The organism is Acidovorax sp. GW821-FHT10A04 (assembly GCF_059415825.1).
In genome coordinates this window covers 896917-914634 of sequence record NZ_JBWKNZ010000001.1, presented here as the reverse complement: position 1 = coordinate 914634, position 17718 = coordinate 896917, and the positions used below count along the sequence as shown (strand labels likewise).

Sequence of the window (17718 nt, the reverse complement as noted above, 5' to 3'; positions counted from 1 at the left end):
TGCAAGAACGACTCCGATGAATTCACCGCTGTTCCACAAAGTCCTGATCGCCAACCGCGGCGAGATCGCCCTGCGCACCGTGCGCGCCCTGCAGGACCTGTCCATCGCCAGCGTGGCCGTGTATGCGCAGGACGATGCGCAGGCGCCCCATGTGCGCGCTGCCGATGCGGCGGTGGCTTTGGGGGCCACGGGCCCCTCTGCCTACCTGGATGGCGCGAACCTCATCGCCATTGCGCTTGCGCAGGGCTGCGATGCCGTGCACCCGGGCTACGGCTTTCTGAGTGAGCGAGCCGACTTCGCACGTGCTTGCGCAGAGGCCGGGCTGCGCTTCACCGGGCCCACGCCGGAGCAACTGGCGCTGTTCGGCGACAAGGCGCAGGCGCGCGCCCTGGCACTGCGCTGCGGGGTGCCGCTGATGCCGGGCACGCAGGCCGCCGTCACGCTGGAGGAGGCGCAGCAATTCTGGCAGGCGCAGGGCGGCGCGGGCATCGTGGTCAAGGCCATCGGCGGCGGCGGCGGGCGCGGCATGCGTGCCGTGCAGTCGGCCGATGAACTGCCGGCGGCCTATGCGCGCTGCCGCAGCGAGGCGCTGGCTGCCTTTGGCGTCGAGGGGGTTTACGTAGAGCGGCTGATGGCCGGTGCGCGCCACATCGAGGTGCAGGTGCTGGGCGACGGGCGCGAGGTGATGGCCTTGGGCGAGCGCGAATGCACGCTGCAGCGGCGCTTCCAGAAGGTGGTGGAGGTGGCGCCCAGCCCCTCGCTGCCGGCACCGCTGCGCGAACGCATCGTGGCCGCCGCGCTGGCCATGGCGCGCGAGGTGGCCTACGAGGGCCTGGGCACCTTCGAGTTCCTGGTGGATCTGGCGTCCGATGCGCTGCCCTTCGTCTTCATCGAGGCCAACCCGCGCCTGCAGGTGGAGCACACCATCACCGAGGAGGTCACGGGCGTGGACCTGGTGCAGACCCAGATCGCGCTGGCCGCGGGCACAAGCCTGCGTGAGCTGGGGCTCGACCCCGATGCGCCACCTGCAGTCCAGGGCTTTGCGCTGCAGTGGCGCATCAACGCCGAGACCCTGGATGCGCAGGGCGGTGCCGTGCCAGGCAGCGGTCCGCTCACGCGCTTCGACCTGCCGGCCGGCCCCGGCATCCGTGTGGACACGCACGGCGTGGCGGGTGTGGCCCCCTCGCCGCACTACGACACGTTGCTGGCCAAGCTCATCGTGCACACGCGTGGCCCCCGCTTCAGCGACGTGCTGCGGCGCTCCCAGCGCGCGCTGGCCGAGTGCCGCATTGGCGGCGTGGCGACCAATGTGGCGCTGCTGCGCGCGCTGGCCGCACGGCCCGAGATGGACAGCCAGCAGGTGCACACGCGCTGGCTGGAAACGGTCTTGCCCGAGCTGCTGGCGGCGGCGGGCCACCTGGCGGATGAACCCCTGGCCGCGGTGGCAGGCCAGGAAACTGCGCAGCCCGGATCCGCACCCGAAGGGGCGGTGCTGGCGCCCATGCCTGCGCGGCTGGTGCAGCTGGCCGTGGCCGAGGGCGATGTGGTGGCCGCCGGGGCCGAGCTGGCCGTGCTCGAAGCCATGAAGATGGAGCATGTGCTGCTGGCGCCGCAGGCGGGCCGGGTGCGCGCTTTGCTCGCAGCGGCGGGCGGCTACCTGGTGCAGGGCCAGCCGCTGCTGGTGCTGGAACCTGCGGAGGGTGCGCAGGCCGCGGTGGAGGAGGGCGCTGCAGCGCAGGGCGCCGACCACATCCGCCCCGACCTGCAGCGCGTGCGCGATCGCCATGCCTTCACGCTCGACGCCGCGCGTCCCGAGGCCATGGCCAAGCGCCGCGCGCAGGGCGGGCGCAGCGCGCGCGAAAACATCGCTGACCTGTGCGACGAGGGCAGCTTCATCGAATACGGTGCGCTGGCCATTGCCGCGCAGACGCGCCGGCGCAGCCTGGAGGACCTGGTCGCCAACACGCCGGCCGATGGCATGGTCACGGGCATTGGCGGCATCAATGGTGCGGAGTTCGGCCCCGAGAAATCGCGTGCGGTGGTCATGTCCTACGATGCCACGGTGCTGGCCGGTACGCAGGGCGCGCGCAACCACGCCAAGACGGACCGCATGCTGGGCATTGCCCTGGCGCAGAAGCTGCCCGTGGTGCTGTTCGCCGAAGGCGGCGGCGGCCGGCCCGGCGACACCGACATGCCGGTGGTAGCGGGTTTGCACGTGCACACCTTTGCCAGCTATGCCGCGCTCTCGGGCCAGGTGCCCGTGGTCGGCATTGCGGCAGGGCGCTGCTTTGCCGGCAATGCGGCGCTGCTCGGCTGCAGCGACGTGGTCATTGCCACGCGCAGCGCCAACATCGGCATGGGCGGACCGGCCATGGTCGAGGGCGGAGGGCTTGGCGTCTTCAAGCCCGAGCAGATCGGCCCGAGCCACGTGCAGCACGCGAACGGCGTGATCGATGTGCTGGTCGACGACGAGGCTGCAGCGGTGCGTGCGGCGCGGCACTACCTGTCGTTCTTCCAGGGGCGCCTGGCGCAGTGGTCGGCGCCCGACCAGCACCTGCTGCGCAGCGTGGTGCCCGAGAACCGGCTGCGCGTGTACGACACGCGCGCCGCCATGGCGGGCCTGGTGGACGAAGGCAGCCTGCTGGTGCTGCGCACCGGTTTCGGTGCCGGCATCCACACGGCGCTGGCGCGCATCGAGGGGCGGCCTGTGGGCGTCCTGGCCAGCAACCCGCTGCACCTGGGTGGCGCCATCGACGCCGATGCGGCCGACAAGGGTGCGCGCTTCATGCAGCTGTGCAACGCGCATGGCCTGCCGCTGGTGAGCCTGGTGGACACGCCCGGTTTCATGGTCGGCCCCGAGGTGGAGGCCACGGCGCAGGTGCGCCATGTGAGCCGCCTGTTCGTGACCGCCGCGAGCCTGCGCGTGCCCTACTTCAGCGTGGTGCTGCGCAAGGGCTATGGCCTGGGTGCCATGGGCATGACCGCCGGGGGCTTCCACGCCCCGGTGTTCACCGTGGCCTGGCCTACCGGCGAGTTCGGTGCCATGGGGCTCGAAGGCGCCGTGCGCCTGGGCTTTCGCAAGGAGCTCGAAGCCGTGTCCGAAGGCGTGGAGCGCGACGCCCTGTTCCAGAAGCTCGTGGCACGCCAGTACGCCAATGGCGAGGCCCTGCACATGGCGGCCACGCTGGAGATCGACGCGGTGATCGATCCGGCCGAGACCCGCGCCTGGCTCGCGCGGGGGCTGGCATCGGCCCAGGTCGCGCCCATGGGGCACCGCTTTGTGGATACCTGGTGACCCCATCGGTGTGAAGGGGCCATGCTAAGCTGGCCGGCTGATGGAGGCGCCTGCGGCCGAATGGTCGCGTGCTGCCCTGTGCCCCTTCCAATGGAGACTTTCCCATGCCCGGACTGCTGCCCGATATCGATCCCGATGGCCTGCTCGAATTCTCGGTGGTCTACACCGACCGTGCGCTCAACCACATGTCCAAGCGCTTCACCGGCGTGATGCAGGACATCCTGGCCACGCTCAAGCAGGTCTACAACGCCCACACCGCCGTGCTCGTGCCCGGCAGCGGCACCTTCGGCATGGAGGCCGTGGCGCGCCAGTTTGCCAACAACGAAAAGGTGCTCATCGTGCGCAACGGCTGGTTCAGCTACCGCTGGAGCCAGATCTTCGACGCGGCCGGCGGCCTGGGCGGCGGTGCCGTGGTGTGCAAGGCACGCAAGCAGGGCGATGGCCCGCAGGCGCCCTGGGCGCCGTGCCCGGCCGACGAGGTGGCCGCGGCTATCCGCGCGGAGCGGCCCAAGGTGGTGTTCGCCCCGCATGTGGAAACCGCCAGCGGCATCATCCTGCCCGATGACTACCTGCGCACGCTGACCGCGGCCGCGCACGAGGTGGGCGCGCTGTTCGTGCTGGACTGCGTGGCCTCGGGTGCGATGTGGGTGGACATGCAGGCCACCGGCGTGGACGTGCTGATCTCGGCCCCGCAAAAGGGCTGGAGCGGCTCGCCCTGCTGCGCCATGGTCATGCTCAGCGAGCGAGCACGCCAGGCCATCGAGGGCACGACGAGCAGCAGCTTCTCGTGCGACCTCAAGAAGTGGATGCAGATCGCCGAGGGCTACGAAAAGGGCCAGCACGCCTACCACACGACCATGCCCACCGACGCGCTGGTGCGCCTGCGCGAGGTGATGCAGGAGACGCGCGAATATGGCTTCGACAAGGTGCGTGCCGAGCAGATCGAGCTGGGCACCAAGGTGCGCGCGCTGCTCGAATCCAAGGGCTTCCCCAGCGTGGCGGCCGAGGGCTACAAGGCCCCGGGCGTGGTGGTGAGCTACACCACCGACCCCGGCATCCAGAACGGCAAGAAGTTCATGGAGGTGGGCCTGCAGACCGCTGCCGGTGTGCCGCTGCAGTGCGACGAGGGCCCGGACTTCAAGACCTTCCGCATCGGCCTGTTCGGCCTGGAGAAGTGGCACAACGTGGAGCGCACGGTGGGCCATTTGTCCAAGGCGCTCGACCAGATCGCTGCGGCAGCCTGACCGGCGCCGCTGCGCCGCCCGATGGCATCTTCCACCGACGCGGACGCCGCCCACGCCGCGCTGCGCAGGGCCAAGCGGCAGGCCCTGGCCCTGCTGCTGCTGGCCACGGCGGTGTTCATCGGCACCAGCCTGGTGGAGCGGGGCCTGGCCCTGAACTGCCTGAAAGCCGTGGCCGAAGCGGCCATGGTGGGCGCGCTGGCCGACTGGTTCGCCGTGGTGGCACTGTTCCGCCACCCGCTGGGCCTGCCGATTCCGCACACGGCCATCATCGCGCGCAACAAGGACCGCATCGGCCGCAACCTGGCCGGCTTCGTGCGCGACAGGTTCCTCGATGCGCCCTCGCTGGTGGCGTTGATCCGCCGGCACGACCCGGTCGCGCGCGTGGCCGACTGGCTGGTGGCGCCGGGCAATACCGCCTTGCTGGGCCAGCAGGCGGTGCGCCTGGTCTCTGCCGGGCTCGACGCCGTGCAGGATGCGCAGGTGGAGCGCTTCATCCAGCGCGCCGCGCGCACACTGATCGGGCAGATCGACCTGTCGCAGACCATGGCCACGGTGCTGGGCGCGCTCACGCACAACGGCCGCCACCAGGCCCTGCTCGACGATGGGCTGGCCCGGCTCATCACCGTGCTGCAGAGCGAGGAAACCCGCGACCTGATCGCGCGCACCATCGTGCAGTGGCTCAAGAAGGACCACCCGGTCAAGGAGAAGATGCTCCCTACCGACTGGCTGGGCGACAAGGGCTCGGCGATGGTGGCCAACGCGCTCGCCGGGCTGCTTGCCGAGGTGGCCGCCAACCCGCAGCACCAGCTGCGCGAGCGCTTCGACGAGGCCGTGCAGCGGCTCATCGAGCGCCTGCAGACCGACCCCGACTGGCAGCAGCGGGCCGACGAGATACGCCAGTACCTGCAGACCGACGCCACGCTGGGCCACTACGTGCAGGAGCTGTGGCAGGGCATGCGCACGGCGCTGCGCCGCGACCTGGCCAACCCCGATTCGGCCGTGGCGCGCAACGTGCAGGCCATGGGCGGCTGGCTCGGCCAGTCGCTGGCGGGCGATCCTGCCCTGCGTGACTCGCTCAGCGCGCGGCTGGAACGCTGGGCCCAAGGGCTGGCGCCCGAGGTGTCCGCGTTCATCGCGCAGCACATCGAAGACACCGTGCAGCGCTGGGATGCACGGGAAATGTCCGATCTCATCGAATTGCAGGTCGGCCGTGACCTGCAGTACATCCGCATCAACGGCACGGTGGTGGGCGGGCTGATCGGCCTGGTACTGTTCGGCGTGTCGCACGCGGGCGAGATCTGGCGGGCGGCTGCTCGCTGAGGTGGGATCAGAACAACGTCACCACCAGCGGCACCAGCAGGGCCGCCAGCACCACCTGCAGGCCCAGTGCCAGGCCGGCATAGGCGCCTGCGTCGGCATCGTCCTGCAGCGCCTGGGCAGCACCGATGCCGTGCGAGGCGGTGCCCAGGGCGAAGCCGCGGGCGACCATGCCCGGTGCGTCGGTGCCCACGCGCAGCCAGCCGAACAGGGTGCGGCCCGAGAGCGCGCCCACCATGCCGGTGAGCACAGCGAACAGTGCCGCCAGCGCCGGCACGCCGCCGATCTGCGCGGCCACGCCCATGGCCACGGGCGCGGTGACCGATTTGGGCGCCAGCGACATCAGCATGTCCGGCGGCAGGCCCATGGCCCAGCCCAGGCCCACGGCACTCGCGGCGGCTGCACTGCCACCGGCCAGGGCGGCCAGCAGCAGGCGGCCCCAGCGCCGGCGCAGTTCGGCCCGGCGTAGCCACAGCGGCCAGCCCAGGGCCACCACAGCGGGCCCGAGCAGGAATTGGATGAACTGCGCCCCGGCAAAGAAGGTGGGGTAGGCCGTGCCCGTGGCCAGCAGCGCACCGGCCAGCACCACCACCGACCACAGCACCGGATTGGCCCAGGCCGCATGGCCCATGCGCGCGGAAAACGCCTGCGCCAGCACGTACACCGCCAGCGTGGACGTGAGACCGAACAGCGGCGCCTGCGAGAGGTAGACCCAGAGCTCAACGAAGTTGGCCATCGCCAGCCTCCTGGGTCTCCGGGCGTGGCTTGAACAGGCGCAGCACGAGCACCGTGGCCGCCATGCCGGCCCAGGTGGACAGCACGATCACCACCACCAGGCGCAACCCATAGGCGCCCAGCAGATCGAGGTGCGTCATCACGCCCACGCCCACCGGCACGAACAGCAGCGACAGGTGGGTGAGCAGAAACCCTGCCGCCGGTGCCACGGCCCGCTGCACCGGGCCCCATTGCAGCGCCAGGAGCAGCAGCACCATGCCGACCACCGGGCCGGGCACGGGCAGGTGCAGAAAATGCGACAGCGCCTCGCCGGCCGACTGCATGAGCAGCAGAAAGGCCAGGCCTTGCAGGCCTTTCATGGGGCCGGGTGCCTGTGGGTTATTGGCAGACCGCTGCTCGTGCATGGCATCCCAGTTAGCCAATGCACTTCGTGTCGTCCAGGGTGCGCGAGACTGGCGCGCTCGAGGCCAGTGCTCCCGCGCAAGGGCCGCCCCGCCGCGCTGGGAGCGTCCCCCTCCCGACTCGCGCAGCGGGTCGAGAGAGGGGTGAAGGCGCGAAGCGACTCAGGGGGTGCTTCATCAAAACCGGGGAAGATCGGGGTGCTTGATCTGCCCCGCGCGCACCAGCATCTTGCCGTACTCCGCACAGCGGTGCAGCGTGGGGATGACCTTGCCGGGGTTGAGCAGCCCGGCCGGGTCGAACGCATGCTTGAGGCCGGCCATCTGCGCGTTCTCCTCGGCGCTGAACTGCACGCACATGCTGTTGAGCTTCTCCACGCCCACGCCGTGCTCGCCGGTCACCGTGCCGCCCATGGCCACGCTGGTCTCCAGGATGTCGGCGCCGAAGAGTTCGCAGCGGTGCAGCTGGTCGGGGTCGTTCGCGTCGAACAGGATCAGCGGGTGCAGGTTGCCGTCGCCCGCGTGGAACACGTTGGCGCAGCGCAGCTGGTATTTTTTCTCCATCTCGGCGATGGCCAGCAGGATGTCGGCCAGGCGCTTGCGCGGGATGGTGGAGTCCATGCACATGTAGTCGGGGCTGATGCGGCCGCTGGCCGGGAAGGCGTTCTTGCGCCCGCTCCAGAAGCGCAGGCGCTCGGCCTCGTCGCGGCTCACAGAGATGGCCACGGCGCCCGCGGCGCGCAGCACCTCGGTCATGCGGCCGATTTCTTCTTCCACTTCCTCGGGCGTGCCGTCGCTCTCGCACAGCAGGATGGCCTCGGCATCGAGGTCGTAGCCCGCGTGCACGAAGTCCTCCACCGCGGCGGTCATGGGCTTGTCCATCATCTCCAGGCCTGCCGGGATGATGCCGGCCGCGATCACCGCGGCCACGGCGGCGCCGGCCTTGCGCACGTCGTCGAAGCTGGCCATGATGCAGCGCGCCAGCTGCGGCTTGGGAATCAGCCGCACCGTGACCTCTGTGGTCACCGCCAGCATGCCCTCGCTGCCGATCACGGCGGCCAGCAGGTCGTAGCCAGGCGCATCGAGCGCGTCGCTGCCGAACTCCACGGCCTCGCCCTCGATGGTGAAGCCGCGCACCTTGAGCACGTTGTGTACCGTGAGGCCGTATTTGAGGCAGTGCACCCCGCCCGAGTTCTCGGCCACATTGCCGCCGATGGTGCAGGCGATCTGGCTGCTCGGGTCGGGTGCGTAGTACAGGCTGTAGGGCGCGGCCGCCTCGCTGATGGCCAGGTTGCGCACGCCGCACTGCACCAGGGCCGTGCGGGCCACCGGGTCCACGTTGAGGATGCGGTTGAACTTGGCCAGCGAGAGCGTCACCCCCAGGGCATCGGGCATGGCCCCGCCCGACAGCCCCGTGCCCGCGCCGCGTGCCACCACGGGCACGTGCAACCGGTGGCAGGCCTGCAGCACGGCCTGCACCTGCTCGTAGGTCTCGGGCAGGCAGACCACCAGCGGGCGCTGGCGGTAGGCCGTGAGCCCGTCGCATTCGTAGGGGGTGGTGTCTTCGGCGTGCCAGAGCAGGGCGTGGGCCGGCACGGTGCGGGCCAGCGCCTGCACCACCTCGGCCTGGCGCGCTGCGCGCTCGGCTGGCGTGGGCCCGGTGGGCGCGCTGGCTGCGAGGGAGGAAAGGGAGGCGGTCTGCATGCCGCCACTGTAAGGCCATGGCGGCGCCGGCCGCCGTGAGATTTTTGGAGGGCCGGCGTGAAATCCGGTTCAAGGCCCGGCAGGGCCGCCCGGCGCCAGCGCGCAGACCTGGCGCAGCTCGTCAATCGGCGCTCCGGCCACCGTGATGGTCCTGGCGCTCCCCGGCTCGGGCGCGAAGCCCAGCGCCGCATAGAAGCGGATGGCCCGCTGGTTGGCGGCCAGCACCCACAGGCTGGCCTCGGCCTTGCCCTGTTCCAGCAGCCGCACCCGGGCCTGCTGCCACAGCGCCTGGCCTGCGCCCTGCGACCAGCAGGCCGGGTCCACATAGATCGCCCAGACCTCTGCCCGGGTTGCTGGGGCATCCGCATCGCGGCAGTCGCCGAAGGCGATCCAGCCCGTCACGGCGCCGCCGCCGTCCTGCGCCAGCAGCAGCCCGGGCCGGCCCTGGGCAATGGCCTGGGCCCAATAGGTTTCGCGCTGGGCGGCGGACAGGGCCGCCAGGTAGGCGGCATCGATGATGCCCGCGTAGGCCGCCTGCCAGGCCGCTACGTGGATGCGCGCGATGGCCGCGGCGTCTTCGCGTTGTGCTGGGCGGATGAGCAAGCTCACACCATGATCTTGCGCAGCCATTCGGCAAACGCCGCGCATTCCCAGCGGTCCATGGTGCCGGTGCGCCAGCACAGGTAGTGGGCGTGGGGGCTGGTGGTGTCGGTGTCGAACAGGCGCACCAGGGTGCCGTTCTCGAGCCAGGGTGCCCCGAGCTTCAGGCGCACCAGGGCCACGCCCATGCCGGCCGCCGCGGCGTCGCACATCAGGCCGATGTCGTTGAACTGCGAGCCCTCGCTCGGCTCGGACCAGTCCAGGCCGGTGGCCCCGAACCAGGTGCGCCAGGGCTCCAGCGGGCTGCGCAGCAGCGCCACACCCTCCAGGTCCTCGGGGCGCTCGAAGGGGCCGTGCTCGCGCACGAAGGCCGGCGAGGCCAGCGGGGTGACCACGTCGCGCGCCAGCTCCACATGCTCCACGTCGGCATAGTGGCCCGCGCCGAATCGCACCATCAGGTCGGCGTCTTCGGCCACCACGTCCAGGAGCGGGATGGAGACCTGCAGCGCCAGGTCGATTTCGGGGTAGGCCTCGGTGAACTGGCGCAGGCGCGGTATCAGGATGGTGCGTGCAAACGTCGGCGTCACGGCCAGCTTGAGCCGGCGCCGGCCCGGCGCTGCCGCCGCGCCCGGAAAACGCTGCAGCGCCCCTAGCCCCTCGCGCACATGCGCCAGGTAGGCGCTGCCCTCGGTGGTCAGCGAGAAGTCGGCCCGGCCGAACAGCCGCACGCCCAGGATCTGCTCGAGCTGCTTGACGCGGTGGCTCACCGCGCTGGGCGTCACGCACAGCTCGTCGGCCGATTGCGTCACGCTGCGCAGGCGCGCCAGTGCCTCGAAGGTCAGCAGGCACTGGATGGGCGGGATCCGCCGCGCCGCGCTGCTCAGGAACGAGGAGGGGGAGGCCGTGGCCATCGTCGCTCTCGCGCCAGGCTCAGCGGAAAACGACCGTCTTGTGCCCGTTGAGCAGCACGCGGTGCTCGCTGTGCCACTTCACGGCGCGGGCCAGCACCTGGCTTTCGGTGTCGCGGCCGCGGGCCGTGAGGTCTTCCACCGTGTCGGTGTGGTCGGCGCGGGCCACGTCCTGCTCGATAATCGGGCCTTCGTCGAGGTCGGCGGTGACGTAGTGTGCGGTGGCGCCGATGAGCTTCACGCCCCGGTCATGGGCTTGGTAGTAGGGCTTGGCGCCCTTGAAGCTGGGCAGGAAGCTGTGGTGGATGTTGATCGCCCGGCCCGCAAGCTTCTTGCACAGGTCGTCCGACAGCACCTGCATGTAGCGCGCCAGCACCACCAGCTCGGCCCCTTCGGCCTCGATGATCTCGAACTGCTTGGCCTCGGCCTGCGCCTTGGTGGCGGCCGTGACCGGGATGTGGTGGAAGGGCACGTTGTAGCTGGCGGCCAGCTGGTAGAAGTCGCGGTGGTTGCTGATGATGGCGCGGATGTCCACGGGCAGCAGGCCGGATTTCCAGCGGAACAGCAGGTCGTTCAGGCAGTGGCCTTCCTTGCTGACCATGAGCACGGTCTTCACGGGCTGGGCCGTGGCGTGCAGGCTCCAGCGCATCTGGTTCGGCTCGGCGAACGCCGTCAGGCGCTCTCTGAGCGTGGCATGGTCGTGCTGGTCGCAGGCGAACTGCACGCGCATGAAGAACAGGCCCGTGGCGTGGTCGTTGTACTGCGCGGCTTCTTCGATGTTGCCGCCGTGCTCCAGCAGGAAGCCGGAGACGGCGTGCACCAGCCCCAGGCGGTCGGGGCAGGACAGGGTAAGGATGTAGGCTTGGGTCGTCATAGCTGTGCCATTGTCGCAGCAAGGCCCGGATGGGTTTGGAAGAGGGATTTGATGCAAGAGTTGGAAGGCCCACGGTCGTTGGTTCCCTGGCGCGTGGCGGCGCTGTACCTGGTGCTGGGCGTGGTGTGGGTGTGGGTCGGCGATCTGCTGCTGGTCCACGGGGTCACGGACCCGGATGACCTGACGCGCTACCAGACCTGGAAGGGCTGGCTCTACGTGCTGCTGACCGGGGCACTGGCTGGATGGCTGGCGCACCGCGCACGCCAGGCCGAGCAGGCCCGGATGCGCATGCTCAAGGACCGGGGCGACATCGCGGCCGTGCGTGCGGCCCTGGCCACCAGCGAAGAGCGCCAGCGCCTGGCCAGCACGGTGGTCGACAACACCATCGAGGGCGTGGTGGTGACCGACGCGCAAGGCCGCATCCTCTCGGTCAACGCGGCCTTCACCCGGCTGCTGGGCTATGCCGAGACCGAGCTGCTGGGCCAGAACCCGCGCGTGTTCAAGTCGGGCCGCCATGACAAGGCCTTCTACGACGCCATGTGGGCCTCCATCCACGGCACCGGCCACTGGCAGGGCGAGATCTGGAACCGGCGCAAGAACGGCGAGGTGTTCCCTGAGCACATGTCGCTGAGCGCCGTGCGCGACCCGCAAGGCGCCGTGACGCACTACGTGTGCATGTTCTCCGATATCTCCGAGGAGAAGGCGCAGCAGCAGCGCCTGGAGTTCCTGGCGCACAACGATGCGCTCACGGGCCTGTCCAACCGCACGCGCTTTGGCGCCGAACTGGCCGAGGCCGTGGGCGAGGCACGCCTGAGCGGCGAGCACCTGGCGGTGCTGCTGATCAACCTGGACCGCTTCAAGGACGTGAACGACAGCTATGGCCATGCCACGGGCGACCAGGTGCTGCAGCACATTGCGAAGAAGGTGCAGTCGGCCCTGCGCCCGGGTGACCTGCTGGGCCGCATGGCGGGCGACGAACTGGCCGTGGTGGCGCGCCACATGCGCAACTCCGAGGGTGCGGCCGCCGTGGCGCGCCAGCTGATCGCGGCCGTGGCCGAGCCCTGGCGCTCGCCCGACGGGCTGGAGGTGGTGGCCGGGGCCAGCGTGGGCATCTGCATGTACCCCACCCATGCCGACACGGTGGAGGGCCTGCAGCAGGGCGCGCACGCTGCCGTCTACGGTGCCAAGGCGCGCGGCCGTGGCGCCTGGTGCTTCTTCCACGAGACCATGACCCAGGCCGCGCGCGAGCGCCTGGCGCTGGAATCGCGCCTGCGGCTGGCGCTGGCGCAGGGGCACATGGAGGTGTACTACCAGCCGCAGGTGGACATTGCCACGGGCCGCATCGCCGGGGCCGAGGCCCTGGTGCGCTGGAACGATCCCGACGAGGGGCTCATCTCGCCCGCGCGCTTCATCCCCGTGGCCGAGACCTCGGGCGTCATCGGCCCGCTCGGTGAATGGGTGCTGCGCGAGGTGTGCCGCCAGGGCCGGCAGTGGCGCGATGCCGGCCTGCCGGAGGTGACGCTGGCCGTCAACGTCTCGCCGCGCCAGTTCCACCTGACCGACGTGGCCGGCTGCACGGCGGCGGCGCTGGCCGATTCGGGCTTTCCGGCCGCGCTGCTCGAGCTGGAGATCACCGAGACCGCGCTGGCCGAGCGCGCCGAGGAGGCCCTGCAGGTGCTGCTGGGCCTGCGCGACCTGGGGGTGCGCATTGCGGTGGACGATTTCGGCACGGGCTATTCGTCGCTTGCCCAGCTCAAGCGCTTTCCCATCGACGTGCTGAAGATCGACCAGGGCTTCACGCGCGATATTCCGCAGAGCGCCGACGACATGGCCATCAGCGCGGCCATCATCGCCATGGGCCACAGCATGGGCCTGTCGGTCCTGGCCGAAGGGGTGGAGACCCCCGCGCAACTGGCCTTCCTGCAGGAGCGCGGCTGCGACGCCTACCAAGGCTACCTGTGCAGCCGGCCCTTGCGGGCGCAGGCGTTCGAGACCTTGCTGCGGGCGCAGCTGGTATTGCCCGGCGGGCGCTGACAGCGCTCAGGGCTTGCGCGGCGCGGCCTTCCACTGCTCGCGCAGTTCGGCGCAGGCATCGCGCGGCGGCAGGGCCGGGGTGACCACGACCTGGTCGGCATCGTCATCCCTGGCCGCCGTCGTGGCCCCGGCCCGTGCCACCACCACCTTGGCCGCCACCCGGGGCCCCAGGTGTGTGGGCACGCCCAGGCTGCGCCAGACATGGCCGGCACCGGCCACCAGCAGCACCGTCTTGCCGGGCTGCAGGGCCGAGGTCGCGGTTTGCGCCATGCTGGCGTCGCGTGCGATCTGGATGCGGGCCATGGGCGCGATCTGGGCTTCGGGCAGCAGGCCGCAGTGGCCGTCGCGGATCTCGGTGTACTGGCGCTGCAGCGCCGGGGCCGGCAGGTGCGCGTCCCAATGCGCCTGGCCCATGGTGGAACGCATCTGGCTGCGCGGCAGGTTGCCGCCCAGCACCGGCACCCCCGCGCTCACCGCAGCCATCACCACCGGGCCGTACTTCGCCCAGGGCCAGGCCTTGTCCTGCCAGTTCAGGGCCGCCTGGGCCTCGGCTTCGGTGGCGCCCTTGGGCAGGCCGGCGGTGCTGCTGCCCTGCTCGGCCATCTCCATCACCACGGCCGCGAGCGTGCCGCGCGCGGCCAGCCACTGCGCGGCCTCGCGCTGCAGGCCCTGGTGCTCGGTGGCATCGTGCTGCTCGCCCAGCAGCAGCACGTCGGCGGGCAGCACCTGCTGCAGGCGGGCGGGCCAGACAGGGGGCGTCGGGGCGGGCGGGTGCGCGCAACCGGCCAGCGCCAGCGCCGCCAGCAGGGGCAGGGCCCGGCGGGCCATGGGAGGGGTGGAGGGCGTAATGATTCGCATGCCGCCATGCTAACGGCCCGCCGTGTGCCACCCCCGACGGGGCTGAGGCCACGGTGGCAGTGTGGCTATACGGCCGATGTATGGTGCTGGCTTCGCCTCCCCGGCCGGGTTGCAGTGAGCGGGGAATCCCTGTCTTGTTTGATGGAGCGCAAGGACCTTCAGCCATGAAACGCGAAACATCCAGTGCTTTGACCGGCGCCACCTCCATGCAACCCATCAGCCTCGACGTCCTGCGCGAGAAGTACCTCAAGAACGGCGAAACCAGCGCCGACGACCTGTACCGGCGCGTGGCCCGCGCCCTGGCCTCGGTCGAGGCGCCCGCCCTGCGCGACAAGTACGAGGCGCTGTTCCTCGGCAACCTGCAGGCCGGCGCCATCGGTGCCGGGCGCATCATGAGCGCGGCGGGCACCGACATCCAGGCCACGCTGATCAACTGCTTCGTGCAGCCCGTGGGCGACTGCATCCAGGGGGTGGACGAGGGCGGCTACCCCGGTATCTACGAGGCCTTGCGCGAAGCGGCCGAGACCATGCGCCGCGGCGGCGGCGTGGGCTACGACTTCTCGCGCATCCGCCCCAAGGGCGCGCGCGTGGTGGGCACGGCGTCCACGGCCTCGGGGCCGTGCAGCTACATGAACGTGTTCGACCAGTCCTGCTCCACGGTGGAGAGCGCGGGCGCGCGGCGCGGCGCGCAGATGGGCGTGCTGCGCATCGACCACCCCGACGTGCAGGAGTTCATCACCGCCAAGCGCACGCCCGGGCGCTGGAACAACTTCAACGTCTCTGTCGGCGTGCCCGATGCCTTCATCCATGCCGTGGAGAACGATGCCCCGTGGGAGCTGGTGCACAAGGCCCGCCCCGGCGAGCCGCTGATCGCCCAGGGCGCGCACCAGCGCGCCGACGGCCAGTGGGTCTACGCCACGGTGCCGGCGCGTACGCTGTGGGACAGCATCATGCAATCGGCCTACGACTTCGCCGAGCCGGGCATCCTGTTTCTCGACCACATCAACGAGGACAACAACCTGCACTACTGCGAGGACATCGCCGCCACCAACCCCTGCGTGACGGCCGATACCTGGGTGCTCACCACCGACGGGCCGCGTCAGGTGGCCGAGTTGGTCGGCCGGCGCTTTGGCGCCGTGGTCGACGGGCGCGCCTACCGCGTGGAAAGCCAGGGCTTCTTCCAGACGGGCACACGTGCCGTGCTGCGCCTGCAGACGCGCGAGGGCCATGCACTGCGCCTTACAGCCGACCACCGCGTGCGCCGCGTGGCGCGCAAGACGCGCTATTGCCTGGAGGTCGAGTGGACCGAGGCGGCGCAACTGTCGCCCGGCGACGAGATCGTGCTGCATGACCACCGCGCTCTGCAGGGCTGGGCCGGTGCGGGCAGCGAGGCCGAGGGCTACCTGCTCGGCCTGCTTGTCGGCGATGGCACGCTCAAGGCCGACAAGGCGGTGCTCTCGGTCTGGGCACCCGAACTCAAGGTCGTGGGGCAGGGCGCGGTGGCCTATGCCGCCACCGGTGCCGCGGGCATCGTGCAGGCCGCCGAGGCCGCGGCCGCCACGCTGGAGCACCGCGCCGATTTCGGCGGCTTCCAGCGCCCGGTGGCCGGGCGCGGCGAGGCGCGCATGGCCAGCGGCGCCTTGCGCAATCTGGCCCTCGGGCTGGGCATGGCCCCGGGCCACAAGACCATCACCCCGGCCATGGAGCGCCAATCGTCGGACTTCGCGCGCGGCCTGCTGCGCGGCCTGTTCGATGCCGATGGCTCTGTGCAGGGCACGCAGGACAAGGGCGTCAGCGTGCGCCTTTCGCAAAGCGACGAGCACCTGCTGCAGACCGCGCAGCGCATGCTGCTGCGCCTGGGCATCGCCTCCACCCTCTACCGCGACCGGCGCCCTGCGGCCGAGCGTGCCCTGCCCGATGGCCACGGCGGCCAGCGCCTGTACGGCACGCGGGCCCAGCACGAACTGGTGGTCAGCGGCGACAACATCGCGGTGTTCGCCGAAGGCATCGGCTTTGCGGACACGGACAAGGCCGAACGCCTCGCCAGGGCCCTTGCCGGCTACCGCCGCGCACTGCACCGCGAGCGCTTCACGGCCACCGTGCAGGCGCTGGTGGACGATGGCGTGGAGGACGTCTACGACGTGACCGTGGCCGACGTGCATGCCTTCGATGCCAACGGCATCGTGGCGCACAACTGCGGTGAACAGCCACTTCCTTCCTATGGCTGCTGCGACCTGGGCCCCATCATCCTGACGCGTTTCGTGCGCAACCCCTTCGGCTTCGGCGGAGTGGCCTCGTTCGACTTCGAGGCTTTTGCGCAGACCGTGGCGCTGCAAGTGCGAGCGCTTGACAACGTGCTCGACGTGACCTTCTGGCCGCTGCCGCAGCAGCGCGACGAGGCCATGGCCAAGCGGCGCATCGGCGTGGGCTTCACGGGCATGGGCAATACGCTGGCCATGCTGTGCCTGCGCTACGACCTGCCCGAGGGCCGCGAGATGGCGGTGCGCATCGCCCAGGCCATGCGCGATGCCGCCTACCTGGCCTCGGTGGACCTGGCGCGCGAGAAGGGCGCCTTCCCGAAGTTCGAGGCCGGGCCCTACCTGTCGCAGGGCACCTTCGCGAGCCGGCTGCCCGAACCGATCCAGGACGCCATCCGCACGCATGGCATCCGCAACAGCCACCTGCTGTCCATCGCGCCCACGGGCACGGTGAGCCTGGCCTTTGCCGACAACGCCTCCAACGGCATCGAGCCGCCGTTCTCCTGGACCTACAAGCGCAAAAAGCGCGAGGCCGACGGCAGCACCAGCGAGTACGCAGTGGAAGACCATGCCTGGCGCCTGTACCGCGAGCTCGGCGGCAACGTGCTGCAGCTGCCCGAGTTCTTCGTCTCGGCCCTGGCCATGCCGGCCGAAGGCCACATCGCGATGATGGAGGCCGTGCAGCCGTTTGTGGACACGGCGATCTCCAAGACCGTGAACATCCCGGCCGACTACCCGTACGAGGGCTTCAAGGACCTGTACCTGCACGCCTGGCGCGCACGCCTGAAGGGGCTGGCGACCTACCGGCCCAACAGCATCCTGGGATCGGTGCTCGAAACGCACAGCGCACCGGTGACGGCGGCCCCGGCACCGGCCGCGCCGCCGGTGGACCCGATGCGCACCGTGATCGAGAGCCGGCCCAAGGGCGGCCTGTCGGCCGTGGCCGAGAAGGTCGAGTACTGGACGCAGGAGGGCCGCAAAACCCTGTACCTGCTGGTCTCCTTCCTGCCCGTGCCCACGGGCGTGGGCAACACCACGGTGGACCGGGCCATCGAATTCTTCATGCCCGTGGGGCAGAGCGGCGAGTCCCAGCAATGGATCACCTCCAGCATGCGCATGCTGTCGCTGGCGGCGCGCGGCGGCTTCCTGGAGCGCGCGCTCAGCGACATGCGCAAGGTGGCCTGGGACCGGGGACCCGTGCGCCTGGGCACGCACCGCAAGGAAGACGGCACGCAGGTGCCCATGTGGCACGACTCCGAGGTGGCGGCCATGGCCTATGCCATCCAGAACATCCTGGCGCGCCGCGTGGCCGATCCGGTGCAGCAGCAGCTGCCGCTGGAAGAGCCTGCGGCACCGCCCGTGGCCGTGCCCCAGGCCATGGCGGGCAAGAAGTGCGTCGAATGCGGTGCGCATGCCGTGATCCGCAAGGATGGCTGCGACTACTGCACGCAGTGCGGGCACACGGGGGCCTGCGGCTGATGCGCGGCCTCTGC

Annotated in this window: 12 protein-coding genes; 5 read left to right on the top strand and 7 right to left on the bottom strand. The window is 70.6% G+C overall.

Annotated elements, in window-relative coordinates:
- Positions 1-28: 28 nt before the first annotated feature.
- The 3 genes from AC07PF_RS04200 (at position 29) to AC07PF_RS04190 (ending at position 5859) form a co-directional block, all read left to right on the top strand.
- Positions 29-3295 carry an acetyl-CoA carboxylase family protein gene (locus AC07PF_RS04200; protein WP_494611005.1) on the top strand — a complete coding sequence of 1089 codons (3267 nt, stop codon included), beginning with the start codon at positions 29-31 and terminating at the stop codon, positions 3293-3295.
- A 104-nt stretch (positions 3296-3399) separates the two neighbouring features.
- Positions 3400-4539: a pyridoxal-phosphate-dependent aminotransferase family protein gene (locus AC07PF_RS04195; RefSeq protein WP_494610977.1), complete on the top strand. Its 1140-nt coding sequence runs from the start codon at positions 3400-3402 to the stop codon at positions 4537-4539.
- A 21-nt stretch (positions 4540-4560) separates the two neighbouring features.
- Positions 4561-5859 (top strand): DUF445 domain-containing protein, encoded by a 1299-nt coding sequence (locus AC07PF_RS04190; RefSeq protein WP_494610976.1) that lies wholly within the window; start codon positions 4561-4563, stop codon positions 5857-5859.
- Positions 5860-5866: 7 nt separating this feature from the next.
- Here AC07PF_RS04190 and AC07PF_RS04185 read toward each other — a convergent pair whose 3' ends face one another.
- The 6 genes from AC07PF_RS04185 to purU form a co-directional block, all read right to left on the bottom strand.
- Positions 5867-6592 (bottom strand): LrgB family protein, encoded by a 726-nt coding sequence (locus AC07PF_RS04185; protein ID WP_494610975.1) that lies wholly within the window; start codon positions 6590-6592, stop codon positions 5867-5869.
- On the bottom strand, positions 6576-6950 hold the full coding sequence (locus AC07PF_RS04180; RefSeq protein WP_145694912.1) for a CidA/LrgA family protein: 375 nt from the start codon (positions 6948-6950) through the stop codon (positions 6576-6578). The genes AC07PF_RS04185 and AC07PF_RS04180 overlap by 17 nt, the downstream gene beginning before the upstream one ends.
- Before the next feature lie 219 nt (positions 6951-7169).
- The gene (locus AC07PF_RS04175; protein ID WP_494610974.1) at positions 7170-8693 is read right to left on the bottom strand and encodes an FAD-linked oxidase C-terminal domain-containing protein; all 1524 of its coding nucleotides are present in this window, start codon (positions 8691-8693) and stop codon (positions 7170-7172) included.
- Positions 8694-8762: 69 nt separating this feature from the next.
- Positions 8763-9302, bottom strand: a complete 540-nt coding sequence (locus tag AC07PF_RS04170; protein WP_238541853.1) for a GNAT family N-acetyltransferase — start codon at positions 9300-9302, stop codon at positions 8763-8765.
- A complete protein-coding gene (locus AC07PF_RS04165; protein ID WP_007856008.1) occupies positions 9299-10204 on the bottom strand; it encodes a LysR substrate-binding domain-containing protein in 906 nt (301 codons plus the stop codon). The genes AC07PF_RS04170 and AC07PF_RS04165 overlap by 4 nt, the downstream gene beginning before the upstream one ends.
- 19 nt (positions 10205-10223) lie before the next feature.
- Positions 10224-11075 carry a formyltetrahydrofolate deformylase gene (purU, locus tag AC07PF_RS04160; protein WP_007856009.1) on the bottom strand — a complete coding sequence of 284 codons (852 nt, stop codon included), beginning with the start codon at positions 11073-11075 and terminating at the stop codon, positions 10224-10226.
- A gap of 51 nt (positions 11076-11126) precedes the next feature.
- On the opposite strand from purU, the gene AC07PF_RS04155 reads away from it, so the two are divergent.
- A complete protein-coding gene (locus AC07PF_RS04155) occupies positions 11127-13109 on the top strand; it encodes a putative bifunctional diguanylate cyclase/phosphodiesterase (protein WP_494610973.1) in 1983 nt (660 codons plus the stop codon).
- Positions 13110-13115: 6 nt separating this feature from the next.
- On the opposite strand, the gene AC07PF_RS04150 is transcribed toward AC07PF_RS04155, so the two are convergent.
- Entirely contained in the window at positions 13116-13967 is an 852-nt protein-coding gene (locus AC07PF_RS04150; RefSeq protein ID WP_494610972.1) for a ChaN family lipoprotein, read from the bottom strand.
- Positions 13968-14131: 164 nt separating this feature from the next.
- Here AC07PF_RS04150 and AC07PF_RS04145 point away from each other — a divergent pair, with 164 nt between their 5' ends.
- Complete coding sequence (locus tag AC07PF_RS04145; RefSeq protein ID WP_494610971.1) at positions 14132-17704, top strand: ribonucleotide reductase barrel domain-containing protein; 3573 nt, start codon at positions 14132-14134, stop codon at positions 17702-17704.
- Positions 17705-17718 lie beyond the last annotated feature (14 nt).